Source organism: Paramesorhizobium salinisoli (assembly GCF_003335045.1).
Taxonomy (GTDB): domain Bacteria; phylum Pseudomonadota; class Alphaproteobacteria; order Rhizobiales; family Rhizobiaceae; genus Paramesorhizobium; species Paramesorhizobium salinisoli.
In genome coordinates this window covers 1-23,599 of the sequence record NZ_QOZG01000005.1, presented here as the reverse complement: position 1 = coordinate 23,599, position 23,599 = coordinate 1, and the positions used below count along the sequence as shown (strand labels likewise).

Annotated in this window: 25 protein-coding genes, 1 tRNA gene and 1 pseudogene; 12 read left to right on the top strand and 15 right to left on the bottom strand. The window is 60.1% G+C overall.

From position 1 onward, the window contains the following. Window position 1: 1 nt before the first annotated feature. The 3 genes from nusB to DUT91_RS12355 all read left to right on the top strand — a co-directional run bounded on the left by nusB (window position 2) and on the right by DUT91_RS12355 (window position 4,034). Complete coding sequence (gene nusB, locus DUT91_RS12365) at window positions 2-505, top strand: transcription antitermination factor NusB (protein ID WP_114440730.1); 504 nt, start codon at window positions 2-4, stop codon at window positions 503-505. Then, entirely contained in the window at window positions 502-1,719 is a 1,218-nt protein-coding gene (locus DUT91_RS12360) for an MFS transporter (protein ID WP_114440729.1), read from the top strand. Before nusB ends, DUT91_RS12360 begins: the two co-directional genes overlap by 4 nt. 161 nt (window positions 1,720-1,880) lie before the next feature. Then, window positions 1,881-4,034 carry a sodium-translocating pyrophosphatase gene (locus tag DUT91_RS12355; protein ID WP_114440728.1) on the top strand — a complete coding sequence of 718 codons (2,154 nt, stop codon included), beginning with the start codon at window positions 1,881-1,883 and terminating at the stop codon, window positions 4,032-4,034. An 86-nt stretch (window positions 4,035-4,120) separates the two neighbouring features. On the opposite strand, the gene DUT91_RS12350 is transcribed toward DUT91_RS12355, so the two are convergent. After that, window positions 4,121-4,621 (bottom strand): outer membrane protein assembly factor BamE, encoded by a 501-nt coding sequence (locus DUT91_RS12350; protein WP_200834968.1) that lies wholly within the window; start codon window positions 4,619-4,621, stop codon window positions 4,121-4,123. A 100-nt stretch (window positions 4,622-4,721) separates the two neighbouring features. Between DUT91_RS12350 and DUT91_RS12345 the strand changes: the two genes are divergently transcribed. From DUT91_RS12345 to DUT91_RS12320, 6 genes are all read left to right on the top strand, one after another. Continuing rightward, the gene (locus tag DUT91_RS12345) at window positions 4,722-5,282 is read left to right on the top strand and encodes a ubiquinol-cytochrome C chaperone family protein (RefSeq protein WP_114440727.1); all 561 of its coding nucleotides are present in this window, start codon (window positions 4,722-4,724) and stop codon (window positions 5,280-5,282) included. Window positions 5,283-5,320: 38 nt separating this feature from the next. Continuing rightward, entirely contained in the window at window positions 5,321-5,875 is a 555-nt protein-coding gene (locus DUT91_RS12340; protein WP_114440726.1) for a YceD family protein, read from the top strand. Between the two features lie 94 nt (window positions 5,876-5,969). Continuing rightward, complete coding sequence (gene plsX / locus DUT91_RS12335) at window positions 5,970-7,037, top strand: phosphate acyltransferase PlsX (protein WP_114440725.1); 1,068 nt, start codon at window positions 5,970-5,972, stop codon at window positions 7,035-7,037. A 67-nt stretch (window positions 7,038-7,104) separates the two neighbouring features. After that, window positions 7,105-8,076, top strand: coding sequence for a beta-ketoacyl-ACP synthase III (locus DUT91_RS12330; RefSeq protein ID WP_114440724.1), 972 nt, complete (start codon window positions 7,105-7,107; stop codon window positions 8,074-8,076). Between the two features lie 116 nt (window positions 8,077-8,192). Continuing rightward, entirely contained in the window at window positions 8,193-8,513 is a 321-nt protein-coding gene (locus DUT91_RS12325) for an integration host factor subunit alpha (RefSeq protein WP_114440723.1), read from the top strand. Between the two features lie 224 nt (window positions 8,514-8,737). Next, window positions 8,738-9,277: a MerR family transcriptional regulator gene (locus tag DUT91_RS12320; RefSeq protein WP_114440722.1), complete on the top strand. Its 540-nt coding sequence runs from the start codon at window positions 8,738-8,740 to the stop codon at window positions 9,275-9,277. Between the two features lie 488 nt (window positions 9,278-9,765). On the opposite strand, the gene DUT91_RS12310 is transcribed toward DUT91_RS12320, so the two are convergent. From DUT91_RS12310 to DUT91_RS12300, 3 genes are read right to left on the bottom strand one after another with little or no spacing between them, the layout of a single operon-like run. Beyond that, window positions 9,766-12,957, bottom strand: a complete 3,192-nt coding sequence (locus DUT91_RS12310; RefSeq protein WP_114440720.1) for an efflux RND transporter permease subunit — start codon at window positions 12,955-12,957, stop codon at window positions 9,766-9,768. A gap of 26 nt (window positions 12,958-12,983) precedes the next feature. Next, complete coding sequence (locus DUT91_RS12305) at window positions 12,984-14,117, bottom strand: efflux RND transporter periplasmic adaptor subunit (RefSeq protein ID WP_114440719.1); 1,134 nt, start codon at window positions 14,115-14,117, stop codon at window positions 12,984-12,986. A gap of 53 nt (window positions 14,118-14,170) precedes the next feature. Next, on the bottom strand, window positions 14,171-14,791 hold the full coding sequence (locus DUT91_RS12300) for a TetR/AcrR family transcriptional regulator (RefSeq protein ID WP_114440718.1): 621 nt from the start codon (window positions 14,789-14,791) through the stop codon (window positions 14,171-14,173). A gap of 249 nt (window positions 14,792-15,040) precedes the next feature. On the opposite strand from DUT91_RS12300, the gene DUT91_RS12295 reads away from it, so the two are divergent. Continuing rightward, window positions 15,041-15,117 (top strand) — tRNA-Pro (locus tag DUT91_RS12295). A 125-nt stretch (window positions 15,118-15,242) separates the two neighbouring features. Here the strand turns inward: DUT91_RS12295 and DUT91_RS12290 are convergent. The 7 genes from DUT91_RS12290 to DUT91_RS27175 all read right to left on the bottom strand — a co-directional run bounded on the left by DUT91_RS12290 (window position 15,243) and on the right by DUT91_RS27175 (window position 18,294). Further along, window positions 15,243-15,854 (bottom strand): disulfide bond formation protein B, encoded by a 612-nt coding sequence (locus tag DUT91_RS12290; RefSeq protein ID WP_425373788.1) that lies wholly within the window; start codon window positions 15,852-15,854, stop codon window positions 15,243-15,245. Then, window positions 15,851-16,114, bottom strand: a complete 264-nt coding sequence (locus DUT91_RS12285; protein WP_114440717.1) for a hypothetical protein — start codon at window positions 16,112-16,114, stop codon at window positions 15,851-15,853. Before DUT91_RS12285 ends, DUT91_RS12290 begins: the two co-directional genes overlap by 4 nt. A gap of 112 nt (window positions 16,115-16,226) precedes the next feature. Continuing rightward, window positions 16,227-16,664 carry a nucleoside diphosphate kinase regulator gene (rnk, locus tag DUT91_RS12280; protein WP_114440716.1) on the bottom strand — a complete coding sequence of 146 codons (438 nt, stop codon included), beginning with the start codon at window positions 16,662-16,664 and terminating at the stop codon, window positions 16,227-16,229. Window positions 16,665-17,022: 358 nt separating this feature from the next. Then, the gene (locus DUT91_RS12275; protein WP_114441156.1) at window positions 17,023-17,250 is read right to left on the bottom strand and encodes a hypothetical protein; all 228 of its coding nucleotides are present in this window, start codon (window positions 17,248-17,250) and stop codon (window positions 17,023-17,025) included. Between the two features lie 43 nt (window positions 17,251-17,293). Then, complete coding sequence (locus DUT91_RS12270) at window positions 17,294-17,725, bottom strand: SRPBCC family protein (protein WP_114440715.1); 432 nt, start codon at window positions 17,723-17,725, stop codon at window positions 17,294-17,296. Then, window positions 17,722-18,045, bottom strand: coding sequence for an ArsR/SmtB family transcription factor (locus DUT91_RS12265; protein WP_114440714.1), 324 nt, complete (start codon window positions 18,043-18,045; stop codon window positions 17,722-17,724). Before DUT91_RS12265 ends, DUT91_RS12270 begins: the two co-directional genes overlap by 4 nt. A gap of 117 nt (window positions 18,046-18,162) precedes the next feature. Then, entirely contained in the window at window positions 18,163-18,294 is a 132-nt protein-coding gene (locus DUT91_RS27175) for a glycine zipper domain-containing protein (protein WP_281032611.1), read from the bottom strand. 155 nt (window positions 18,295-18,449) lie between these two features. On the opposite strand from DUT91_RS27175, the gene DUT91_RS12260 reads away from it, so the two are divergent. Both DUT91_RS12260 and DUT91_RS12255 read left to right on the top strand, forming a co-directional pair. After that, complete coding sequence (locus DUT91_RS12260; RefSeq protein ID WP_114441155.1) at window positions 18,450-18,836, top strand: DUF6152 family protein; 387 nt, start codon at window positions 18,450-18,452, stop codon at window positions 18,834-18,836. A 10-nt stretch (window positions 18,837-18,846) separates the two neighbouring features. Next, window positions 18,847-19,317, top strand: coding sequence for a DUF2214 domain-containing protein (locus tag DUT91_RS12255; RefSeq protein WP_114440713.1), 471 nt, complete (start codon window positions 18,847-18,849; stop codon window positions 19,315-19,317). On the opposite strand, the gene DUT91_RS12250 is transcribed toward DUT91_RS12255, so the two are convergent. The 4 genes and pseudogenes from DUT91_RS12250 to DUT91_RS12235 all read right to left on the bottom strand — a co-directional run. Next, the gene (locus DUT91_RS12250; RefSeq protein WP_114440712.1) at window positions 19,286-20,566 is read right to left on the bottom strand and encodes an O-antigen ligase family protein; all 1,281 of its coding nucleotides are present in this window, start codon (window positions 20,564-20,566) and stop codon (window positions 19,286-19,288) included. The genes DUT91_RS12255 and DUT91_RS12250 overlap by 32 nt on opposite strands. Before the next feature lie 19 nt (window positions 20,567-20,585). Next, window positions 20,586-22,124: an undecaprenyl-phosphate glucose phosphotransferase gene (locus DUT91_RS12245; protein ID WP_114440711.1), complete on the bottom strand. Its 1,539-nt coding sequence runs from the start codon at window positions 22,122-22,124 to the stop codon at window positions 20,586-20,588. A gap of 169 nt (window positions 22,125-22,293) precedes the next feature. After that, window positions 22,294-23,460 carry a glycosyltransferase family 4 protein gene (locus DUT91_RS12240; RefSeq protein WP_114440710.1) on the bottom strand — a complete coding sequence of 389 codons (1,167 nt, stop codon included), beginning with the start codon at window positions 23,458-23,460 and terminating at the stop codon, window positions 22,294-22,296. A gap of 10 nt (window positions 23,461-23,470) precedes the next feature. Beyond that, window positions 23,471-23,599: pseudogene (locus DUT91_RS12235) on the bottom strand (polysaccharide export protein); the annotation flags it as partial.

The window sequence follows — 23,599 nt, the reverse complement described above, 5'->3', positions numbered from 1 at the left end:
GATGGCTTCTTCTATTGAAGGACGGCCCTCTGACGCCCCCCGCCCGGCCAACAAGCGCGGCGCTGCCCGCCTGGCAGCCGTACAGGCGCTCTATCAGATGGACGTCGCCGGAACCGGCGTGCTCGAAGTCGTCGCCGAATATGAATCCTTCCGTCTCGGCAAGGAGGTCGATGGCGCGCAATATCTCGAAGCCGACCCGCAATGGTTTCGCGCCATCTTGTCCGGGGTTGTGGCCGACCAGCTGACGCTCGATCCCATGATCCGCGAAGCGCTGACCGAGGACTGGCCGCTGTCGCGGCTGGATTCGACGCTGCGTGCCATCCTGCGTGCGGGTAGCTGGGAGTTGAAGGACCGCAAGGACGTTCCGACTGCCGTCATCGTTTCGGAATATGTCGATATCGCCAAGGCTTTCTACACTGAGGATGAGCCCAAGCTGGTGAATGCCGTCCTCGACCGTCTCGCCTTCAAAATTCGCGGCGAGAGCCGCGGCGCGAAGGGCGCGTGAGCGGGGCGGCGCTAGCCGAAGCGAAACGAACCGCCCTCATCCTGGCGGCGGCGCAGTCCATTGTCGGCAGCGCCCCGCCCATCGCGATCTCCATGGGTGGGCTCGCGGGCTATTATCTCCTGGACCTCGACAAATCGCTGGCAACCGCTCCCGTGACCGGTTTCACTCTCGGTACGGCGCTCGCCATGCTTCCCGCCGCAGCCCTCATGCGGCTTGTCGGCCGGCGCAACGGTTTCATGTCCGGAGCCGGCATTACCGCGCTTGGCGGTCTCGTTGCCGCGTTTGCGCTGTTTGACAGCAATTTCTGGCTGTTTGCGGCCGGTCTTCTGCTGATCGGCGCCGGAAGCGCCTTCGTCCAGCAATATCGCTTCGCGGCAACCGACAACGCGCCGCTTTCCTTCAAGCCCAAGGCGATCTCCTGGGTGCTGACGGGGGGCGTCTTCGCCGCCATCATCGGCCCGACCGCGGTGATCTATACGCGCGAGCTTTTCACCCCGATCATGTTTGCGGGCTCGTTCCTGGCGGTCGCCGTCATGGGCGTGCTGGGCATGGGAATCCTTTCCCTGCTGCGCCTGAAAAATCACGTCACGGCGGCGGTGGAGGACGATACCCTGCCGGCGCGGCCGCTTCGTGCCATTATCTCCCAGCCTCGCTTTGTCGTGGCGCTGCTCTGCGCCATCGTCTCTTACGCCCTGATGAGCTTCGTCATGACCGGTGCGCCGCTTGCCATGGTCGGCTGCGGGTTTTCGGCCGACGAGGCCACGCTCGGCATCCAGTGGCATGTCCTCGCCATGTTCGGACCGAGTTTCTTCACAGGACGCCTCATCGCCCGCTTCGGCAAGGAGACGATCGTCGCAACCGGGCTCCTCCTGCTGCTCGCCTGCGCCGCGGTCGCTCTGTCCGGCCTGGAGCTGTGGAATTTCTGGCTGGCGCTGATCCTGCTCGGCATCGGCTGGAACTTCGGCTTCATCGGCGCGACAACGATGGTGACGGATACCTACCGCCGCTCGGAAAAGGGAAAGGTCGAGGGATTGCACGACTTCCTGCTGTTCGGAACGGTAGCCTTCGCCTCCCTGATGTCGGGCAAGACGTTGACGGCATTCGGCTGGGATGCGCTGAACTGGATTGTCTTCCCCGTGGCCGGTGCCTGCCTTTTGGCATTGCTGGCGCTCTTCGCTTATGAGAGACGTCAGATCTCGCTTCCTGCGGAGTGATTGCTGGCAGCAGCAAGCGCATATCGGCCGGTCATCTTCGCCCAATAACTATATCTTGACGTTTGCGACGCTGTTTCGCATCCTCTCCACCGTGCGGCGGAGGGGGTATCTTCATGCTGTACTGAAACATAGGCCCAGGGAGGAGCTTTGGGCCAAAATAAATGGGAGTTGGCATGGCAGTTCTTCTTCTCGTCATTGCCTGCGGTTTGCTTGCGGTCCTCTATGCGGTCTGGGCAACGCGATCGGTGCTTTCAGCCGATCAGGGCAATGCTCGCATGCAGGAAATCGCAGGCGCCATCCGTGAGGGTGCGCAGGCCTATCTTACCCGGCAATATACGACTATCGCCCTCGTAGGCGTCGTCGTCTTCATCGCCGTCTGGCTTCTTCTGTCGTCTACGGCGGCCATCGGCTTTCTCATAGGCGCTGTTCTGTCGGGGCTGACCGGCTTCATCGGCATGCATGTCTCGGTGCGCGCCAATGTCCGAACTGCCCAGGCCGCGTCCCGCAGTCTGGCGGACGGGCTGGAAATCGCGTTCAAATCCGGCGCCATCACCGGTCTTCTGGTTGCCGGCCTGGCGCTTCTGGGCGTCTCTGTCTATTATCTCGTTCTGACCGAATGGCTTGGCCATGCGCCGGCCGACCGCACCGTCATCGATGCGCTGGTTTCGCTTGGCTTCGGCGCCTCGCTCATCTCGATCTTCGCGCGTCTCGGCGGCGGCATCTTTACCAAGGGCGCGGATGTCGGCGGCGATCTCGTCGGCAAGGTCGAGGCGGGCATTCCCGAGGATGATCCTCGCAACCCGGCCACGATCGCCGACAATGTCGGCGACAATGTCGGCGATTGCGCGGGCATGGCAGCAGATCTGTTTGAAACCTATGCCGTAACCGTCGTCGCCACCATGGTGCTCGCGGCGATCTTCTTCGGCGGCAGCGCTTCGCTTGCGACGATCATGGTCTACCCCCTGGCGATCTGCGGCGCCTGCATCATCACATCCATCGCCGGCACGTTCTTCGTCAAGCTTGGCGCCAATGGCTCGATCATGGGCGCTCTTTACAAGGGTCTGATCTTGACAGGCCTTCTGTCGATCGTCGGCCTGGCGCTCGCCACGTCGTTCACCATCGGCTGGGGCGAGATCGGAACGGTGGCGGGTATGGCGATCACCGGCGCCAATCTCTTCATATGCGGGCTGATCGGCCTTGTAGTAACTGGATTGATCGTCGTCATCACCGAATATTACACCGGGACCAACAAGCGCCCGGTCAACTCGATCGCCCAGGCATCGGTGACCGGCCATGGCACCAACGTCATCCAGGGGCTGGCCGTGTCGCTCGAATCCACGGCGCTTCCCGCCCTGGTCATCATCGGCGGCATCATCTCCACCTATCAGCTTGCCGGCCTGTTCGGGACCGGCATCGCCGTGACCGCCATGCTGGGTATCGCCGGCATGATCGTCGCGCTCGACGCCTTCGGCCCCGTGACCGACAATGCGGGCGGCATCGCGGAGATGGCGGGTCTCGATCCGGAAGTGCGCAAGTCGACTGACGCGCTCGATGCCGTCGGCAATACCACCAAGGCCGTTACCAAGGGCTATGCCATTGGCTCGGCCGGGCTGGGCGCGCTGGTGCTTTTCGCGGCCTATTCCAACGATCTGGCCTATTTCGCCGCCAATGGTGCGACATATCCATATTTCGCCGACATGGGCCCTGTTTCGTTCGATCTCTCCAACCCCTATGTGGTGGCCGGACTGATCTTCGGCGGCATGATCCCTTATCTCTTCGGCGGCATGGCCATGACGGCGGTGGGAAGAGCAGGCGCGGCCGTGGTGCAGGAGGTTCGCCGCCAGTTCCGCGAAAAGCCCGGGATCATGACCGGCAAGGACCGGCCTGATTATGCCCGGGCGGTCGATCTCCTGACCAAGGCTGCCATCCGGGAAATGATCATTCCGTCGCTGCTGCCGGTGCTTGCGCCGATCGTGGTCTATTTCGGCGTGCTGTTGATTTCCGGTTCCAAGGCGTCCGCCTTCGCCGCACTTGGCGCATCGCTTCTCGGCGTCATCGTCAACGGCCTTTTCGTGGCAATTTCGATGACGTCGGGCGGCGGCGCATGGGACAATGCCAAGAAAAGCTTCGAGGACGGGTTCGTCGATGCCGACGGGATAAAGCACCTGAAGGGCTCCGAAGCGCACAAGGCTTCTGTCACCGGCGATACCGTGGGCGATCCCTACAAGGATACGGCTGGCCCGGCGGTCAATCCGGCGATCAAGATCACCAATATCGTGGCCTTGCTGCTCCTGGCGGTGCTGGCGCATTCATGAGAATTTGAACACGGCTCATAAAGAAACCCGCGGAAGTGATTCCGCGGGTTTTGTTTTTCTGACTTGCGAAAGCGGGCAGGGCCGGGTCAGCGTCCGGTCGTTGGCAGCGAAGGTGCCTTGCCCGCGCCGGCCAGGAGATTGCCGAGGAAGGACTGGTCCTTGCCTCCGGTAGGCGTTGTGCGTGAGATGAAATCGAAGACCTTGCCGTCCTGCAGCCCGTATTGCGCGATTTGCGCGACTTTGCCGTCCTTGTCGAAATAGATGGCAAGGATGCGCCGGTCGATCGTCTTCGGCTTCATGAACTGGGCAGCCCGATAGCGCTTCTCTGAAATATAGTAGAAGACTTCATTGTCGAACGTCGCCGTGGTCGATGGCGTGCCGAGCGAGAGGAGCACCTGCTCGCGGCTCGACCCGACAGGAACAGAATCGAGCGCCTGCTGATCCAGTACATAGCCCTGGGTCAGCGTTTCGGCGGGGTTGAGCGATGCCGCGGTGTTGCATCCGGTCAAACCAGCTGAAAAGAGAATGGTGGTCCCGACAAGAATGGCTTCTCTTGTCCGAATACCCTTGAAAATCCGCTGCAACAACGACATCTCCATTTTCATTACCCAATCTGGCACTTTCGCCATCGGGAGAACTTCGGTAAACCACCTTGCTTCTGGATGCAACAAGCACGGTTCACCACTGATGATTCTCAATCTTTTCAGCCGCAAGTCGAAGGCGAATGAGGCAATTACCCTTGCCGTCTATGACGCGATCGTGGCGGCGGCGCGGCAAACGCGGTTCTATGCACAGTTTCATGTGCCGGATACGCCACTTGGCCGCTATGAAATGCTGTCGCTCCACGTGTTCCTCGTCATGCATCGGCTGAAAGGCGACAATGCAGCGCTTAGCGCCATCAGCCAGGAGATTGCCGACGAGTTCTTCCGCGATGTCGATCATTCCCTGCGCGAACTGGGCATCGGCGATCAGGGCGTGCCGAAGCGCATGAAGAAGCTTGCGCGCATGTTTTACGGGCGCGTCGGCGCCTATGAGGCGGCGTTCGCCGAGAATGATCGCGAGGCGTTCGCGGCGGCGTTGACACGCAATGTCCGCCCGGATCTGGAATTCTGGCCGGGCGCAGCACCCCTTGCCGCCTATGCTTTCCAGGCAAGGGAAGCGCTGCAGGGGCAGCCTGACGAGGAATTGGCGCGTGGCAGGATCGGTTTTCCCGATGCCGGGGAATTGGCATTTCCTGAAGTGGCCTGAAAGAAAGCCTGAAAGAAAGATCGAGAAAGAATATTCGAATGAACGATAGCCCCGCCCTGAAATTCCCGGTTTCCGTGAACAATCTGCCGCAAAAGGGCATAATTGTAACCATCAAGGCGGATGAGCGGGAGCGCGGAGCGCTCGCCAGGGATCATGGCCTGGAAGCGGTGAAGTTTTTCGCGGCTGAGTTCCACGTATTGCCCTGGAAGAAGCAGGGTGTGAAGGTGCAGGGCCGGATTGATGCCGATATCGTCCAGTCCTGTATCGCCACCCTTGAGCCCCTCGATGCCAGGATCGCCGAAAAGGTAGATACAGTGTTTGTGCCGGAGGATTCGAAGCTTGCCCGCATTCGTCTGGACGAAAGCGGCGAAATGCTGATTGACGCGGAAGGACCGGATATGCCGGAAACCTTCTCCGGTGACCACATCGATATCGGTGCCGTGGCAGAGGAATTTTTCGATCTCGCCATCGATCCCTATCCCCGCAAACCGGGTCTTCCCGAACAGATACTGCCTCAGGAAACCGTGACACCGGACGTTGAAAAGCCGGTTTCACCCTTCGCCAAACTTTCCCATTGGAAGAAAAAGCCGTGATATTCGGCTTTGCAGCATTGAAATTCCGGTTGTTTGTGATCGCAAAAGCGCTATTTTCGCCGCACTTGCAAAGGCACCGGGACAGGATAACAGAGTGATCAGAATTTCGATCGACGCGATGGGAGGCGATTTCGGCCCAGAGACCGTCCTCGCCGGCGCGGCAATAGCGCTTGAGCGCCACCCGGATATACGCTTCGTCATCTATGGCCTCGCGGAACAGGTCGAACCTGTTCTGGCGCGTCATCCCAAGCTCCAGGCTGCGTCCACATTTCACGCCAGCGAGATCGCCATCCGCATGGACGAGAAGCCGAGCCAGGCCCTGCGCAACGGTCGCGGCAAATCCTCCATGTGGCAGGCGATCGAGGCGGTGAGGGACGGCGCGGCTGATGTCTGCGTTTCCGCCGGCAATACCGGCGCGCTGATGGCGATGTCGAAATTCTGCCTGCGCATGATGGCCAATGTCGAGCGCCCGGCAATCGCGGCGATCTGGCCGACATTGCGCGGCGAGAGCATCGTGCTCGACGTCGGTGCGACCATCGGCGCCAATGCGCAGCAACTTGTCGACTATTCCGTCATGGGAGCGGGCATGGCCCGCGCCCTGTTTGAGATCAAGCGCCCCACCGTCGGCCTGCTGAATGTCGGCGTCGAGGAGGTCAAAGGCCTCGACGAGATCAGGGAGGCCGGACAGATACTGCGCGATGTCCCGCTTGCCGGCCTTGAATATTCGGGGTTCGTCGAGGGCAACGATATCGGCAAAGGCACCGTCGATGTCGTGGTGACCGAGGGTTTCTCGGGTAATATCGCGCTGAAGACCGCTGAAGGCACGGCACGGCAGATGGCGGATCTTCTACGCGCCGCTATGAGCCGGACCTTGATGGCGAAGATCGGCTATCTCTTCGCCAAGGGCGCATTCGACCGGGTGCGCGAGAAGATGGATCCGCGCAAGGTCAATGGCGGCGTGTTCCTCGGATTGAACGGCGTTGTCATCAAAAGCCATGGCGGGGCCGATGCGGAAGGCTTCGCCGCCGCGCTGGAAGTCGCCTATGACATGGTGCGCAACGAGCTTTTGAAGAAAATCTCCGCTGATCTGAGCCAATTTCACGAAAGCCGCCCTCTTGCCGCCACGGTTGAGGGCGACGCCGAGATCGAAGATCAGCAATAACGCCATAGTCTCCAGCTTTCGTGCAGGTCCGGTTTAAGCGGGCTTTGTATATGACAGGAAAACAAGCATGATCAGATCCATCGTTCGAGGCGTTGGCGCGGCAACCCCCGCCCGCATCATGAAGAACGCCGATTTCGAAGGCATTGTCGAGACTTCGGACGAATGGATCGTCCAGCGCACCGGCATCAGGCAGCGCCATATCGCGGGCGACGGCGAGACCACGGTTTCGCTCGGTACCGCCGCGGCGCGGGCCGCACTCGAAAATGCCGGATTGCTACCGGCCGACATCGACTTGATTGTCCTCGCGACATCGACGCCCAATCATACGTTTCCCGCAAGTGCCGTCCAGATCCAGAAGGAACTTGGCATCACGCACGGCTTTGCCTTCGATGTGCAGGCGGTGTGCAGCGGCTTCATCTATGCTTTGACTACCGCCGACCTCTATATCCGCGGCGGGCAGGCAAAGCGCGTGCTGGTGATCGGGGCAGAGACCTTCTCGCGTATCCTCGACTGGACCGACCGTACCACCTGCGTCCTTTTCGGTGACGGCGCCGGCGCTGTCGTTCTGGAGGCGGGCGAGGGCCACGGCCTGACGTCCGATCGCGGCGTTCTGGCAACGAATTTGCGTTCCGACGGTTCGCATAAGGAGAAGCTTTACGTCGACGGCGGCCCATCGACGACCCGGACGGTGGGCCATCTGCGCATGGAAGGCCGCGAGGTGTTCAAACATGCTGTCGGAATGATAACAGACGTGATTGAAGCCTCGCTGGCCGAAGCAGGCATTACGGTTGACGATATCGACTGGTTCGTGCCGCACCAGGCAAACAAGCGTATCATCGACTCTTCAGCCAAAAAGCTGGGTATCGCGGAGAAAAAGGTGGTTATTACAGTTGATCGCCACGGCAATACCTCTGCCGCGTCGGTTCCACTGGCGCTCGCGACAGCCGTTGGCGACGGACGCATCAAGCAGGGCGACCTGGTGCTTTTGGAAGCGATGGGCGGCGGATTTACCTGGGGAGCCGTTCTCCTGCGCTGGTGAACCAGCTTTTATCGCCCTCACCAGAGACTCGCGGCTTGACCCCGCTGGAATTCATTGTGTAACGTCCCGTAACTTAACTATATTCTTGAGCAAACGCTAACCAAGCAGGTTTCGTCATGGGGGGAAAGACTGTCACGCGGGCTGATTTGGCAGAGGCCGTTTACCGCAAGGTAGGTCTTTCCCGGACAGAATCGGCTGCGCTGGTAGAGATGATACTCGACGAAGTTTGCGATGCGATCGTGAATGGCGAGACGGTTAAGCTTTCGTCCTTTGCGACATTCCACGTCCGCGAGAAGAACGAGCGTATCGGGCGTAACCCGAAAACCGGGGAGGAAGTGCCTATCCTTCCGCGACGTGTGATGACCTTCAAGGCGTCGAATGTGCTCAAGCAGCGTATTCTGCAGGCGCATCAGACCCGTCAGGGCAAATCTGATTGAAAACGCGGCTTTTTTTGCAAATTTCATAAAACAATGGTTGGTAACGGTATCAGGTGCTTGAAAGATCGAGCATAAATCGCTGATATTAGAAGCGAATCGTAGAGCCTGGAGCTCACGCCCAATTGGGCGCGCCAGCAACGCTCCAAGTTTTTATATCTGCGCGTCGTGCTTACCGAGGGCGATTCCGGTTTTAAGGCCGATGCTGTAGCCGGAAGGGGAAGCGCATGGACAAGAGCCCCGATGCTTTCAGGACGATAAGCGAAGTCGCCGAAGACCTCGGCTTGCCCCAGCATGTGCTGCGCTTCTGGGAAACGCGGTTTACCCAGATCAAGCCGATGAAGCGCGGTGGTGGACGCCGTTATTACCGTCCGCTCGATGTCGAACTCCTGAAGGGCATTCGCCACCTCCTCTATGATCAAGGCTATACGATCAAGGGCGTGCAGCGATTGCTGCGCGAGAACAGCTCCCAATTCGTCATCGCGCTCGGCAATGGCGATCTGGCTGCCGTCGAGGCGATCTCACGGCAAAAGCAGGTTGCGGCGGCCAAGGAGGCCGCCGACGACGAGGCGGACGGAACGCATGTCTTGCCGGCTGGCATCGCCAAGCCGCAGCCGAGCAGAAAGCTCTTCGGCCTTTTAAAGGGTGAGGAAGATGGTCCGATCGGCGCAGACGACAAACGCTTGTCCAAAGACAACCGTACCCTGCTGCAGGAGGCGCTTTTCGATCTCCTTGAATGCAAGCGCCTACTCGATCAGGTTCGCTGACGACGCTTTTCCAGGCCGATGATCCTCACATGGTGGGCCTGGGCGGCGCTGGGCCAGGTGCTGGAGCCGGTTGAGGATCGGGTGCCGGTTGCGGTACCGGATTTGGATCCGGAAATGGTCCGGGCCCCGGCGGAGTCGGTCGGGGGCCATTTCCTGCATGCCAGGTTCCCGTATGCAGTGGCGGCTCGTTGTTTTCATCGGGATTGGGAACGGGCACTTCGTCCGGCAGGACATCGGGCTTCGGCTCCTCGATTGGCTCTGGTTTCCATGTAGGAGAAGGCATCGGCCGATCTCGATCTGGAACCGGCTGTTTCGGATCGGGCATTGGATACTCCTTTCTCTTCACAGAGAACCCGATGGCCCGCAGATGGTTCCGCTGGAGCATTTGAGATTGAAGTAAAAACGCCATCCCGCGGCGTTTTATTTAAAAATCAACCGCTTTAGAAATCGGATCCTTCAGCATAGCGCTTCGTGAATTCGTTGAACGGTCACTCCGCCGCCAATGCCTGTCGGTACTCTTCCTCCGACCCGTGCGGCGATGGAGCTTGATCGCTCAAGCGGGATTTCGGCTCCCGCCCGAAGAAGAGGGCGTAGGCTGCGGGCAATACAAGGATGGTCAGGACCGTCGCTACCAGGATGCCGCCCATCATGGCATAGGCCAGCGGGCCCCAGAAGACGCCGCGCGAGATGGGGATCAGCGCCAGCACGGCGGTCAGCGCCGTCAACATGATCGGGCGGAAACGGCGGACCGCCGCCCCGACGATCGCCTCCTGCCGGGGCATGCCGGCGGCGATATCCTGGTCGATCTGGTCGACGAGGATGATCGAATTGCGGATGATGATGCCGAGCAGGGCGATGACGCCGAGAATGGCGACGAAGCCGAACGGCGCGCCGCTGATCAGAAGCGCCGCAACTGCGCCGATGATGCCGAGCGGGCCGGTTGCCAGCACCAGCATCGCCTTGCCGAAATGCTGCAACTGCACCATCAGGAGGAGGACGATGACAAGGAGCATGATCGGCGCCTTGGCGGCGATCGACGCCTGGCTTTCGGCGCTGTCTTCCAAACCGCCCTGTATTTCCACCCGGTAGCCGGGAGCAAGCCCGGCGCGCAATCCCTGCAACTCGTGATCGAGCTTCAGCGCCACATCGTTCGGCTGGACGCTGTCCGGCACTACGGCGCGAACGGTGATGGTCGGAAGACGGTCGCGCCGCCATTCCACGCCTTGTTCCAGAACGGGAACGACCTTGGCGATCTGCGACAGCGGGATGAAGCCGCCGAAATCGGTCGGGATGTAGACTGAATTGATGGCAGACAGCAATCTGCGGTTTGCGTCAGGCTCGCGGGCGACGATCGAGACCGTTTCCTCGCCGTCACGGAAATCGCCGAGCGGCGCGCCTGTGGTGGTTGCCTGCAGCATCTGGCGGATGCGCTGCGAGGTCACGCCGAGCGCACGGGCGCGGTCCTGGTCGATGACCAGCTTCATGGCTGGAACGGGTTCGAGCCAGTCATCATGGATCGCGCTGAGCATCGGGGTCTCGTGGAACTTCTGCTTCACCTGGTCGGCGATGCGGCGGACCTCCGCCCGGTCCGGGCCGGTGACACGGAACTGCACAGGCCAGCCGGTCGGCGGACCGAGGAACAGCCGGTCGACCTTGGAGCGGATCGACGGAAAATCCTCCGCAAGCACGCTCCGCAGCTTGACGATCAGCCGCTCGCGGGCAGGCTCGTCCTTCGCCATGATAAGGAGCTGGGCGAAATTGGAATTAGGCAATTGCTGGTCGAGCGGCAGGAAGAAGCGCGGCGCGCCTTCGCCGATATAGGTGGCGATGAAGCGCTTGTCCGGGTCGTCCATCATGCGGGCTTCCAGCTTCTTCGCCTCGGTCTCGACCTCCTTGATGCTGGTGCCCTCCGGCAGCCAGAGATCGACGAGGATTTCCGGGCGCGACGATTGCGGGAAGAAGTTCTGCGGGATGAACTGGAATGCCCAGAAACTGCCGAAAAAGGTGCCGAGCGTCAGCGCGATCACGATGATGCGATGGCGCACCGCCCATCCGACCGTCGACCGCAGGCGACGGTAGAAGCGGGTGTCGAATGCGTCATGATGGCCGTCATTGTGCTGGCGCTGCTTCAGGATCATGTTGCCGAGCCAAGGGGTGAAATAGACGGCGACGAACCATGATATGACCAGCGCGATCCCCACCACGTAGAACAGCGAGCGGACATATTCGCCGGCGGTAGAGGCGGCAAAGCCGACGGGAATGAAGCCGGCGGTGGTGATCAGCGTGCCCGTCAGCATGGGGAAGGCGGTCGAGGAATAGGCAAAACTCGCCGCGTCGATCTTGTCGAGCCCTTCTTCAAGCTTGCGTTCCATCATCTCGACGACGATCATCGCATCGTCGACGAGCAGGCCGAGCGCAATGATCAGCGCACCCAGCGAAATGCGCTGCAGGTCGATGCCCAGCTCGTACATGATGGCGAAGGTGGCGGCGAGGACCAGCGGAATGGTGATGGCGATGACCAGGCCCGAACGCCAGCCGATCGACAGGAAGGACACGACGAGAACGATGATGAGGGCTTCGCCGAGGGCCGTCATGAACTCGCCAACTGCCTCAGTCACGACTTCCGGCTGGTTGGAGATCTGGTTGATCTCGACGCCGTGGGGCAGGGTGCTTGCAAACCGCTCATAGGTCGCTTCCACCGCCTTGCCAACATCGATGACGTTGAACCCCTTGGCCATGACGACGCCGATCTGGACGCTGTCCTCTCCGTTGAAGCGGAACTTGCGAGCGACGGGATCTTCCAGCCCGGCGGTCACATCAGCGATATCGCCGAGCCGGGTGACCCGGTCGCCGGAACGCAGGCGCAGTTCGCGAATATCGGCGACCTTGTCTACACCGCCTTCCACCGCAATGCGCACGGAGCGCTCGCCGGTATCGACCCTGCCGGCCGGGTCTATGTTGTTCTGGCCGGCGAGAGTATCGCGCAAATCATTAAGCGTCAGGCCGCGCTCGGCCAGCGCCTTGGACGACACGTTGATGAAGATCTTTTCCGGCTGATCACCGATGATGACGGCTTTTTCCACACCCGGTGTCGTTAGCAGCATGTCACGCGCCTGGATGGCGTAGCGCTTCAACTCGGGATAGCTGAAGCCCTGTCCGGTCAATGAATGCAGCGTGATGAACGTATCGCCGAACTCGTCGTTGAAATAGGGGCCGTAAAGCCCGGATGGGAGTTCGGCACGGATATCGCCGATCTTCTTGCGGACCTGGTAGAAGGCATCCGCCACATCCTGCGCATTGGTATCGCCCTTGATCTGGAGCGTGATGGTGGCGCTGCCGGGGCGGGTATAGGAGCGCACGAAATCGAGATGCGGCGTTTCCTGCAGCTTGCGCTCGATCTTGTTGACGACCTGATCCTGCATTTCCTCCATTGACGCGCCCGGCCAGGCTGCCTGGATCACCATGATGCGGAAGGTGAAGTCGGGGTCTTCCTTCTGCCCCATGTTCATCAGGCCAAAAGCTCCGGCCAGAATGATCAGGCCGAACAGGAAGCGCGCAATGCTGGGATGACCGATCGCCCAGCGCGAAAGATTGAACGGACGCTTGCCGCCGGGCGCGCCGCCGGTCTCCGGGGCTTTCGAGGGATGGTCGGTGGATGGGCCTGATGTCGGGGTGGTCATCGCGTCGTTCCGTTTTCGAATGCCAATCAGCGGGTCAAATTGCCGGAAGTGCTGCTTTCGGCAACACGCTCCTGCTGGTCGGGCGCTTTGGGCAGCAGCTTGACCTTCAAATCCTCACGCATGAACTGCGTGCCGGCCGTCACGACGATATCGCCGGGCCGCAGCCCATCGGCGATGCGCGCCTGTGTCCCGTCGAAATCCTCGACCTTCACGGGGCGGGCATGCACCGTCTCCTTCGTGCGATCGACCGTCCAGACGAGCGCGTGTTCGCCATCCTTTGCAAGAGCGCTGAGCGGCACCGAGACGAGGGAAGGGCCGATCTCGGCTGATGTGGAAACGGAGGCCGTCATGCCGAGCAGCACGCGGTCGTTCTCGGGCAGGCTGATGCGCACGGAGAAGGTACGCGAGCGCGGATCGGCGCTGCCCGAGACTTCACGCACCTTTCCGGGCAATATCAGGCCGTCATTCGACCAGATGGTCACCTGAACCGTCTTTCCCGGCTTGAAGGCGAAGATGTCGGTTTCAGGAACCGCGATCTCCACTTCCTTTTCGCCGTCGGCGGCAACGGTGATCACCGGATTGCCGGCGGCCACGACCTGTCCGACTTCGGCGTTTACCGCAGTGACGATACCGGTCCTGTCGGTGTGAAGCGTGCCATAGGCCACCTGATTTCGGGCCTGATCGAGCGCCGACCGGGCCGCATCCCGGGCCGAAATCGCCTGATTGTAGCTGAGCTCCGCCTGTTCGAGCTGCGATTTGGGGGCAAATTTCCTGGTGAAAAGCTCCTCGGCCCGTTTGCGCGAGAACGCGGCCGTTTCAACCTGCCGCTCGGCGGAGGCAAGGCTCGCCTCGGCGGAGCGGACGGAGAGCGCATAGTCGGTGGTGTCGACCCGCGCCATCGGCTCGCCCGCCTTCACGCGGTCGCCGATATTGACGAGCCTTTCGGTGATCTTGCCGGTCACGCGAAAGCCGAGCGCCATTTCGCTGCGGGCTCGCACGGCCCCGGAATATTCCAGCGCCCGGCTTGTCTGGGTGGCGGCGACTTCCATCACCTTCACTGGCCGAACCGTCTCGGTCACCGTCTCGGCTTTTTCTTCCGAACAACCCGAGAGGAAAAGCGCCGAAGAAAGCAGCATCGATGCGATAAGCGAATGTTTCATGAGATTTCTTCCCGCTGCGCTCGTGCGAGCGCCAATGAATTGCCGATACGCGCTCATGCCTTCAGCGCCCGAATCGCGAAATCGACCAGGTCTTCAGGACGAGCCCGGTTATCTTTAAGGATGCACTGGGCGACCAGTTGAGGATGGCATAGCGTGGCGATGCTGGCGCCAAAACACTTCGAGGCGACGCCCGAGTCCCGTTCCACGAATTCGCCGGCTTTGATGCCATCGGCGATAATGCGCTCGAGAACTTCGTTCAGCCGGTCGATATGTTTGTCGATGACGTGCCAATCGCGTTCGATGGCGACGATGACCATCTCATGGACCTTCTCCTCGTCCAGCATCGTTTCGACCGTGAGGCGATGCTGATCGAGCGCGTAGCGGCGCAACCGTTCCGTCGCGCTAATCGGCAGTTCCGCCGTATGGAGCGCGAGCTGGTAGCTTCCAGCCAGCATGCGCGCGCAGATCGCCTGATGTATCTCAACCTTGGACCCGAAGAACCGGTAGATGTTCGCGGTGGACATGCCAAGGTCACGGGCGATGTCGGCAACCGTCGTCTTGCCATAGCCGAAGTGCCGGAACAGCCGTTCGGCCGTATCCAGGATACGGGTGATGTTCTCCTGCCGACCAGCAATCTCGGATGTCGGATCACTCGATATGGATGGATCGGTCATTGATGCTCCTGATTGCTGACGAATTTCGTATTTCGTCATTCGTAAATGCTCATCGACTGCATGTCAAGCGGAGCAGGATGGCGAATTACGCGCTGGGAGACGGTTTCTGTAAGCCGGGTGTACCGGCGGATATTCCGAGGGAATTTTGGTGCTGGGATTTTTCCACAAGCGCATTTTTTGCGTTTTGTTCCAAAAACCTGATTTAGGCCTTGCGAAAAAATCAATGATAATCTACGGCTTTCGACGGTTCGGAGCGTAGCGCAGCCCGGTAGCGCACTTGACTGGGGGTCAAGGGGTCGTGGGTTCGAATCCCGCCGCTCCGACCAATCTTTTCAAAGACTTAGCACGAGTTGAATAGCGTCACCCCATCTTGGGGTAACGCGGGAATAAGTTTGTCAGCAAAACAGGGTAAACCCCGGCCGCTCCAGGCGCGAAACGAATTTCGTCAGGTTTATTTCAGCAGCGCATAGCCGAAGGTGTGGCACTCCGCGAGGCCGCATTGCAGCACAACCGAGCCGAAATTGACCAGCCCGATGGCGATGACATAGAGGCTGAGCAGTGTGGCGAGCGTGCGGATGAGTGGATAGTCGGAAAGCCGTGCATTGCGCAGATTGTCATTGCCGCCCCAGAGAAGAAGCTTGAGCGCATAGGCGATCAGCAGAGCGAGCGCGATGAGGATCGACCAGACCGGCATATGCAGGCCGAAGATGGCGGTGCCGATATATTCATGGCCGGGTCGCGGGTAGATATCGAGCAGCGTCTGGCGCACCGATACAACCAGCAGGAAGATCGTGAACAGCAGGCCCAAGCCGGTATTCTGATAGGAAAAGCCGTTGCGGAACTGCTGCATGATCCCGAAGCAGACGCCGAGCAGCGCCACCCGCTGCAATAGGCAGAGCGGGCAGGGCAGTTCGCCCCAGGCATATTGCATCACCATCGCCGTGGTCAGGATGGCGGCAATGGCAGCCAGCATTCCCAGGAGATAGAGATAGTGGAAAACGATGGGCTGTGAGACCGGCTGGGCGAGGCTCGCCGCGTCTCTGGTCATGGTCTTGCGGCTCATAGCAGGCCTCCGCGCGTTTGCACCGTGGAGTGGGTGATGGAATGATAGGCGAGGACATGTTGCGCGACGGGCGGTGTGTCCATGTGCCGGGTCTGGATCCACGGCATGCGGTAGCCATAGGTGGAACTGTGAATTTCCCAGAGGAACTCCTTCAGCGCCACGGCGAGGCACAAGAAAATGCAGAGCATGGCGATGGAGCGGCGCCCGAACCAGCCAAGCACGAGTGCAAGCGACAGCAACGCGAAAACAGCAACCATCATGAGATCAAACTCCTTGTTGGTTGTATTGAGCGCTACAATTGTCAAATCGCGGTTAACTTGAGATCGTGTCGCAGAATTCTTGCAAGATCAGTAAATCCGCTCCATCGGCGGGTTAGCTGTTCTGGGATGCCAGGTCGCCTGCGACGGGCTCGGGCTGCTCGACCTGCACGACTGTCAACTCGTGCTTGCGGCCGTCACGCGCCGTCCACATGATCGACTGGCCGATCGAAAGACCGATAAGAGCGGCACCGATCGGAGTGAGGATGGAGATCCTGTTCTGCGCGATATCAGCTTCGCCCGGAAAGACCAGCGTCACCCGCCTTTGCTGGGCGTTATCGGAGCGAAACTCCACCGTCGAGCCCATCTGGACGACATCTGCGGGAACGGAAATGGCCGGTACCACCTTGGCCCTGTCCAACTCTGCCTGCAATTCCTCCGCGACCTCGGCAAACTGGCTCTGGGCGCCGGATGCAAGATTGGTAAGGCGCTTATAATCGATATCGCTGACAATGATCCTCGGCTTGCGGCTGCTCTTCTTCAATTGGGTCATAATTCCTGAATTCTCCTGATACGCCATGCGAGGCGCGTACAGCGCGAAGCCCACGCTGGCGTGAAACATACTGGTGCTGGGTGAAATGCCTCGAAAGATGAGGTTGCGCGCGATGCGGTTTAAAAACATGCGTCCCCGGAGCTCGGGGCGCATGACCGAGCCCAGGGGCTATAAATCCGCGATGGGGTGAACCCGGAAAATCATGGCGCAGATGCTAGTCATACCCACAGTGTGGCGGCTTCTGCATGATTGTCAAGCCGGGGCGGGAGAGACTGCGCCCCCGCTGGCTTTCTCATGTTTTGGTGTGCCGGTTCTGGGTGGGCCGACACTGCCTTCCGGGCGTTGCCGCCCGTTTCGGTCAAGCTTCTCCGCTGATGCCCCGTGCGCTGCGCCATTTCGCGGCATAGGGTAGCGCGAACATATAAAGACCGCTGAACAGGAGCAAAAACAGCGGCGGCAGTGGAGAGTAGACCACCCAGGCGGGAGGCTCTCCCCATCCCATCGCGACGAAATTGGCGATGACCGTCACCGTAAAGGCGATGGACAGCCAGCGGTGTAACGGCCGAATCCAACTATTCCAATTCAAGAAAACCTCCTCTGATGCGAGCCGAAGCGCAATATTGAAGGCATCAATTTGCCCGCGCCGCGACATCCTCCAATTTTGCAAGGAATTGCGGCCAGCCGGCCTTTGCGCCTCCGTAGGCCTGCTTCTGATCCGGTCGGAAGCCGGATTGCTCCACGCGCAAATGGGTTCCCGTGCTCGTCGGAGTAAGCGTGAAGGTCACCACGCTCGTCAGATTGAAAGCCGCATCGTCATGCGCAAAATTCCAGGTGTAGGACAGCGTTCTGTTCGGCTGCACGGCGAGGATCTCGCAGTCCAGCACGCCGCCCCATTCCCCACGAAGATTGAAGCGGTGGCCTATCTCAGGCTTGAAGTCGTTCTTCATGAGCCATTCCTCGATCAAATGTGGTTGCGTGAGCGCGCGCCAGATCTTTTCCGGCGGATAAGGTATTTCGCGCTCGACAATGACGGAAAGCACTTCGCTCGTTGTTTCGTTCATTGGTCCATCCTTTTAAGCAGATCTTCGAGCTGGTTGAACCGGCTCTGCCAGAACCCGGTCATTTGGCTCGTCCAGTCGATCAGGGGGGAAAGCGCACCAAGCTCGGCACTGTAATGCGTCTGGCGGCCTTGGTGACGGTCGCGGACCAGCCCGGCCCGCTTCAGGATCGCGAGATGCTTTGAAACGGCTGGTTGCGAGATTCCGGCCTGGGCCGTCAGAGCCCCGACGGTCTGGTCTCCGTCACGGCACAACCGCTCGAAGATGGCCCGCCGCGTCGGATCGGCGAGTGTTCTGAAAATCTCATCATGGGACTGTGACATCGTAACCCATAGCTTATCGGTTATGAATTAAACCAATAACCAGGAAGTTATATGTATGTCAAGCAGGCACGGAGATATGCATTCAGGAGGTCATTGAGATCGCGCGACGGGTTCATGCTATTTTTTCTGGATGGCCTGTCCCAGGGCTGCGCCAATGGCGATCCCTATGGCAATCCCGATCGGTACGTTGTCGAACGCTGTACCGATGATAGCGCCAACGCCGACGCCAAATGCGATTCCCAGTGTCATGAAGACAATATACAAAGTGAATGTGGCGACATACAAAGTGAATGTGGCGACGATTTGAGGTTATTTGCGTTGACGGCGCATCCGGAAAAAGCGCGGCCTGTCATTGACGTGCCGCCGCGCCATTCTACCTCATGGGGAGGCACATGGAGGCGAAGATGACGACGAACATGTTAGGCCGCTTTCTCGGTGGCGGCATCCTGGCGATGCTAATCGTATCAGGTGCAGCGGCGCATCACGGCTGGTCCTGGGCCGAGGCCGACCAGATCGAGTTGCGAGGAACGATCCGTGACATCTATATCGGCCCGCCGCATCCCACCCTCGATGTCGAAACTGCCAGTGACGGCATGTGGCGCGTGGAACTCGCCAACCCCAGGCAGACCGAGCGGGCAGGGTTCATGGAAGGCTCGGCAAAGGTAGGCGATGAGGTCCTCGTGCTCGGAAACCGTTCCACCGATTCCTCGGAGAAGCGGTTGAAGGCCGTGCGGATCACGATTGCCGGCAAGGCCTACGATCTCTATCCCGAGCGCATAAAGACGAAATGACGATGCCTTGATGGAACTGCTGCAGGCGCTCTCCGAATGGCCGGTTGCGGTTGCTCTGCGGCGATCCACGATCGCCTATATACTCGTCAACGCGGCGCATATTTTCTTCATTGGGCTGCTTGTCGGCTCGATAGTGACACTCGACCTCCGGATATTCGGATTGTTCAAGCGCTTTCCTCTGGCAGTTCTCGGACCCCCATTGCAGCATATGGCCGCGGCAGGCATCGTGCTTGCCACGCTCACCGGCTTTCTGCTCTTTTCGGTTCGTCCGGCCACCTATATCCAGAACACCGCATTCCTGACAAAGATCGGGGTGGTTGGCCTCGGGATCGCCAATGCGCTCCTGATCAATCGCAGTCCCCAATGGCGGCATGCTCTTGCCAGCGGCGAAATTACCGTGCCGCTGCGGATTGCAGCGTTGCTGTCGGTTGGGTTCTGGGCCGGCGCGGTTATTGCCGGCCGTTGGATCGGCTTTCTATGATTTTCCCCATGCGCCGCTCGTTCTCCTGATAACGGTTCTCCAGCGCCACACAGCCCCAGATGATGCCGATCAGCAGATAGAAATGCCGCCAGTGATCGGTGTCGATCACATTGCCGACCATGACATGCGTCAGATACGTCAGATAGGCGCAGAGGAGAAAGGGCTGCCAGGGACGGTCGCGCAGGAGTATGCGCAGACCCATGCCGATGGTCAGCATGGTCATCGTCAGGAAGGCGATGAAGCCGAGCCAGCCATAATCGAGCGCCGCCTTCAGCCAGATATTGTGCGTGTCTTCTCCATAGATCGGGCCGAACTCCAGCGGGCCGATGCCGAGCGGGTGCTGGACCGCCATCACCAAGCCGTACCAATGGCGAGCGAAGCGGCCGATACGGTCGCTGTCATAGGATTGCACCAGTTGCGCGCGCTCGAAGAACAGCTCCGCCACGCGCGGTATCTGCAACGAGGCGGCGAGGGCAAGACCTATGATCAGCAGCGCAAGAATGGCGAGAATGATCAGCTTGAGACGAAACTTGTTGCTGCGGTTACGGATCGCCAGGATCAGCGGCAGGAGGATCATGGCCACCGCCAGCATGCCCCATGCCGCGCGAGAGAACGACAGGAAAAGCCCGAAGACGATGATGAGGAGGGGAAGGAGATGCAGCGGCAGGGCGCGCAGTCTCCCCGTCAATATCTGATGGATGCTCCAAATCATGGGCAGAATCAGAAACGGCCCAAAGACGTTGGGATCCTGAAATGCTCCCTTGGCGCGCCCGTAGAGCGTGAACATGTCGGCGCCGGGGAATGCATCGAAATAGCCGAGAATGCCGCACACCGATGTGATCAGGGCGGCAAGATAATAGGCGCGGAAAATTACCTGGAGCCGCCGATAGTCGGCTTCGATGATGGCGGCAAAGAAAACAGCCGTGAACGCCAGGAAGAGCGATACGGCTATATAGAGCGGCGCGCTCTTCAGATCGGGCATCTGCGTCGCCGATATCACGCCGCCGAAATTGAACAGAACCAGCAGCGCCAGAAGCACTGCGGCGGTGCGCGATATCCTGAGGCCGAACAACGCCCATATGGCGATGAGCCCCGCCATGTAGAGTTCGTAGGGTGCGGGCTCGTTGATCACGAACCCGCTCAGGAAGACGCCGAGACCGATGGCCGCCTTCGTTATCAGCCGGACGAGCGCCCGGTTGACCGCCGCCCGATCGGGAGCAGGCGGCGAACCGGGCTTGCTTGTCGCCATCGCGCTCAATTAGGCCCCCTCAATAGGCATTGTCCGTGTTGAGAAGGCGGATCGGGGTCAGGAACAGGATCTTGAGATCGAACCAGAGCGACCAGTTTTCGATGTAATAGAGATCGAACTCCGTCCGCATCTTGATCTTTTCGGCGTTGTCGATTTCGCCACGCCAGCCATTGATCTGCGCCCAGCCGGTAACGCCCGGCTTGACCTTGTGACGGGCGAAATAGCCGTCCACCACCTCATTATAGAGCACGTTGTGCGAAAGCGCGGCGATGGCATGGGGGCGGGGCCCGACGAGCGACAGCGTCCCCACCAGCGAATTGAAGAATTGCGGCAACTCGTCGATCGACGTCTTACGGATGAAACGTCCGACCCGCGTCACCCTCGGATCGTCCTTGGTCACGGCCTTTTTGGCCGTCGGATCGCATTGCTCGATATACATCGAGCGGAACTTCCAGACCTTGATGATCTCGTTGTTGAAGCCGTGGCGCTGCTGCTTGAAGATGACAGGCCCCTTGCTCTCCAGCCGGATGGCGAGAGCCGTCAGAAGCATGATGGGGGAAAAGACGATGATCCCGAACAGGCTGAACGCGATATCGAAAGCGCGCTTGGCGACATAGTCCCAGTCGTTGATCGGCTTGTCGAATATGTCGAGCATCGGCACCGCGCCGATATAGGAATACGCGCGTGGGCGGAAGCGAAGATGATTGGTATGCGCCGACAGCCGGATGTCGACCGGCAGCACCCATAGCTTCTTGAGCATCGACAAAACGCGCGCCTCTGCCGTTATCGGCAGCGACACGATCAGCATATCGATATGCGCGATGCGGGCGAACTCGATCAGCTCCGATATGTTGCCGAGCTTCGGGTAGCCTGCGACGATGGGCGGGGAACGGCTGTTGTCACGGTCGTCGAAGATGCCGCAGATGCGGATGTCATTGTCCGGCTGCTGCTCGAGCGATCGGATCAGCTCCTCGGCGTTCTTGCCGCCGCCGACAATGACCGCGCGCCGTTCCATCGTGCCGTTGCGCGCCCAGCCGCGGATTTTCCGCGCGATGATGAAGCGCAGGGCGATCAGCAGGGCAAGGCCGGTTCCGAGCCAGGTAACAAACCAGAAACGCGAATATTCCTCCGAGGTTTTCAGGAGAAATCCGGCGAGTGCCAGGATCGCAAAGACACTGATCCAAGTTATCAGCAGGCGTCCGAGATGATGCGCGGGATGGCGCAGCGCCGTGATCTGATAGCCGTCCGACATCTCTATCAGCAGCACGTAGAGAAGCGCGCCGGCCAGGATGACCAGCGGATAAACATAAGCGAGGTGCGTGCCGAGCCCGACATAGATCACAAAAATCGCCAGGCCCGAAACCAGCACGAGCCCGAATTCGGTCATGCGCATGAGTCCGCTGACCATGACAGGCGAAATGGTATCGCGGCGATATTGGTGGGCAACCTGACTGGCTGTCGGATTGAGCTTGACCGGCTGCGATGCGTCGCTTGCGGCATCGTCTAGTCGGGTGAGGGCTTCCCTGTTGAAAGGTCCGCTCGGATCTTTTTTACTCATTGCTGCGCCTTGCCCCAAGATCGCGAAAATCTCGCTGCTTATATATATCCGGCAGCAACTAAGAAAGGCTTGATGTCGTCAGCCCCGGACACGCGAAACCTTTACAACTCTTGCGAACAGCTCTGATCGGTGTCTGAGCTCTTCAGAGGCCAAGTCAATTGCACCGTGATCAAACGCGCTCCACCAGCGCGGCCCGGTAAACCTCCTCGATGGCCTGCGCCATCGCAGCAGCACCGAACCGCCGTCTTATATCCTCGTGGTTTGGCATCCCTCTGCGATAGGCGGAGGGATCAGCGGCAATCTCGGCCATCTTTTCCGCCAGCGCCTTTACAGTGGGCGCGACCAGCGCGGACGGTTCCATGGCGAGGATCTCCGGTATGCCGCCGACATGGGTGGCGAGGATGGGCTTGGCGGCGGCAAGCGTTTCAAGCACGATATAGGGCATGGCTTCTGCGCGGGAGGGAACGACGACCGTCCGCCCCAGCCGGAAAGCCTCGCGCACGGGCATGGGGTCGCGGAACTGCACCCGATCGGCAAGCCCGAGCTCTCCCGCAAGCCTGATATAACGCGGCTTGTCCGCGCCATCGCCGACGAGAACCGCGGAAAGCCGGCGTTTGGCCAGCCGTTCCGCCTCGGCGATCGCGCCGATGAACATATCGGGGCCCTTCAGGTCGCGCATCATGCCGACATAGAGAAAATCGGCCGCCTCGGCCGGCGCCTCGACCTTCACGAAATCCGCATCCGTCAAACCATTATAGATGACGACGCTGGGACATTTCGGCCGCCCCAGCTTCTGGATATAGCTGTCGCGCTCATATTGCGAGACGAAGATGATGGCATCGGTGAGCGGCTCCATCATCCGCTCGGCGGCAAAGACCAGCTTTCCCTCAAGCTCGTCCTTGCCGAAATGCAGGCTGCCGCCATGCGGCGAATAAAAACGGGCTACGCGAGACCTTGAAACCCGTAGGACTGAGCCGAATATGCGCGAGTAGACGCCGCCCTTGGCGCCGTGCCCATGCAGGATATCCGGCCGCAATTTCTTGATGACTGCAAATGTCTTGATGCCGGCGAACATGTCTCCCGGCCCGATATGGCGTTGCATGGCGATGCGGTGCACGCCGAGTGCCAGCTTGTCCCGGATGCCGTCGAACAGATGGTCCTCATAGGCGCCCCCTGTCGATGAATCACAGATGATGCCGACCTGGTGTCCCGCCGCCGATTGCGCGGTCGCGAGGTCCCGCACATGCCGGAAGATGCCCCCGACCGGCGAGCGGAAGCAATGGACGATGCGCAGCGGCCGAAAAACGGGTTCACCGGGAGGCTGTTCATCGATCATCGATCACGTATCAGAACAGGCGTTCGCGGACATAGATTGTATCGCCCGGCAGGAGGGGATCGGTGATGAGGACGCGGCCTGTGATGATCTTGCCGTTGAATTGCCTGGTGATGTCGACATCGCCCTGGTTGGCGCGCGG

Coding starts and splice junctions, on each gene's coding strand:
- rnk (WP_114440716.1), bottom strand. CDS start 16,664: ATGACCCAATTGAAGAAGAGCAGCCGCAAGCCGAGGATCATTGTCAGC.
- DUT91_RS12265 (WP_114440714.1), bottom strand. CDS start 18,045: ATGTCACAGTCCCATGATGAGATTTTCAGAACACTCGCCGATCCGACG.
- DUT91_RS12300 (WP_114440718.1), bottom strand. CDS start 14,791: ATGACCGATCCATCCATATCGAGTGATCCGACATCCGAGATTGCTGGT.
- DUT91_RS12255 (WP_114440713.1), top strand. CDS start 18,847: ATGGAACTGCTGCAGGCGCTCTCCGAATGGCCGGTTGCGGTTGCTCTG.
- DUT91_RS12330 (WP_114440724.1), top strand. CDS start 7,105: ATGATCAGATCCATCGTTCGAGGCGTTGGCGCGGCAACCCCCGCCCGC.
- DUT91_RS12270 (WP_114440715.1), bottom strand. CDS start 17,725: ATGAACGAAACAACGAGCGAAGTGCTTTCCGTCATTGTCGAGCGCGAA.
- DUT91_RS12250 (WP_114440712.1), bottom strand. CDS start 20,566: ATGGCGACAAGCAAGCCCGGTTCGCCGCCTGCTCCCGATCGGGCGGCG.
- DUT91_RS12305 (WP_114440719.1), bottom strand. CDS start 14,117: ATGAAACATTCGCTTATCGCATCGATGCTGCTTTCTTCGGCGCTTTTC.
- DUT91_RS12340 (WP_114440726.1), top strand. CDS start 5,321: ATGAACGATAGCCCCGCCCTGAAATTCCCGGTTTCCGTGAACAATCTG.
- DUT91_RS12285 (WP_114440717.1), bottom strand. CDS start 16,114: ATGATGGTTGCTGTTTTCGCGTTGCTGTCGCTTGCACTCGTGCTTGGC.
- DUT91_RS12245 (WP_114440711.1), bottom strand. CDS start 22,124: ATGAGTAAAAAAGATCCGAGCGGACCTTTCAACAGGGAAGCCCTCACC.
- DUT91_RS12325 (WP_114440723.1), top strand. CDS start 8,193: ATGGGGGGAAAGACTGTCACGCGGGCTGATTTGGCAGAGGCCGTTTAC.
- DUT91_RS12260 (WP_114441155.1), top strand. CDS start 18,450: ATGACGACGAACATGTTAGGCCGCTTTCTCGGTGGCGGCATCCTGGCG.
- nusB (WP_114440730.1), top strand. CDS start 2: ATGGCTTCTTCTATTGAAGGACGGCCCTCTGACGCCCCCCGCCCGGCC.
- DUT91_RS12355 (WP_114440728.1), top strand. CDS start 1,881: ATGGGAGTTGGCATGGCAGTTCTTCTTCTCGTCATTGCCTGCGGTTTG.
- DUT91_RS12320 (WP_114440722.1), top strand. CDS start 8,738: ATGGACAAGAGCCCCGATGCTTTCAGGACGATAAGCGAAGTCGCCGAA.
- DUT91_RS12345 (WP_114440727.1), top strand. CDS start 4,722: ATGATTCTCAATCTTTTCAGCCGCAAGTCGAAGGCGAATGAGGCAATT.
- DUT91_RS12240 (WP_114440710.1), bottom strand. CDS start 23,460: ATGATCGATGAACAGCCTCCCGGTGAACCCGTTTTTCGGCCGCTGCGC.
- DUT91_RS12290 (WP_425373788.1), bottom strand. CDS start 15,854: ATGAGCCGCAAGACCATGACCAGAGACGCGGCGAGCCTCGCCCAGCCG.
- DUT91_RS12310 (WP_114440720.1), bottom strand. CDS start 12,957: ATGACCACCCCGACATCAGGCCCATCCACCGACCATCCCTCGAAAGCC.
- DUT91_RS27175 (WP_281032611.1), bottom strand. CDS start 18,294: ATGACACTGGGAATCGCATTTGGCGTCGGCGTTGGCGCTATCATCGGT.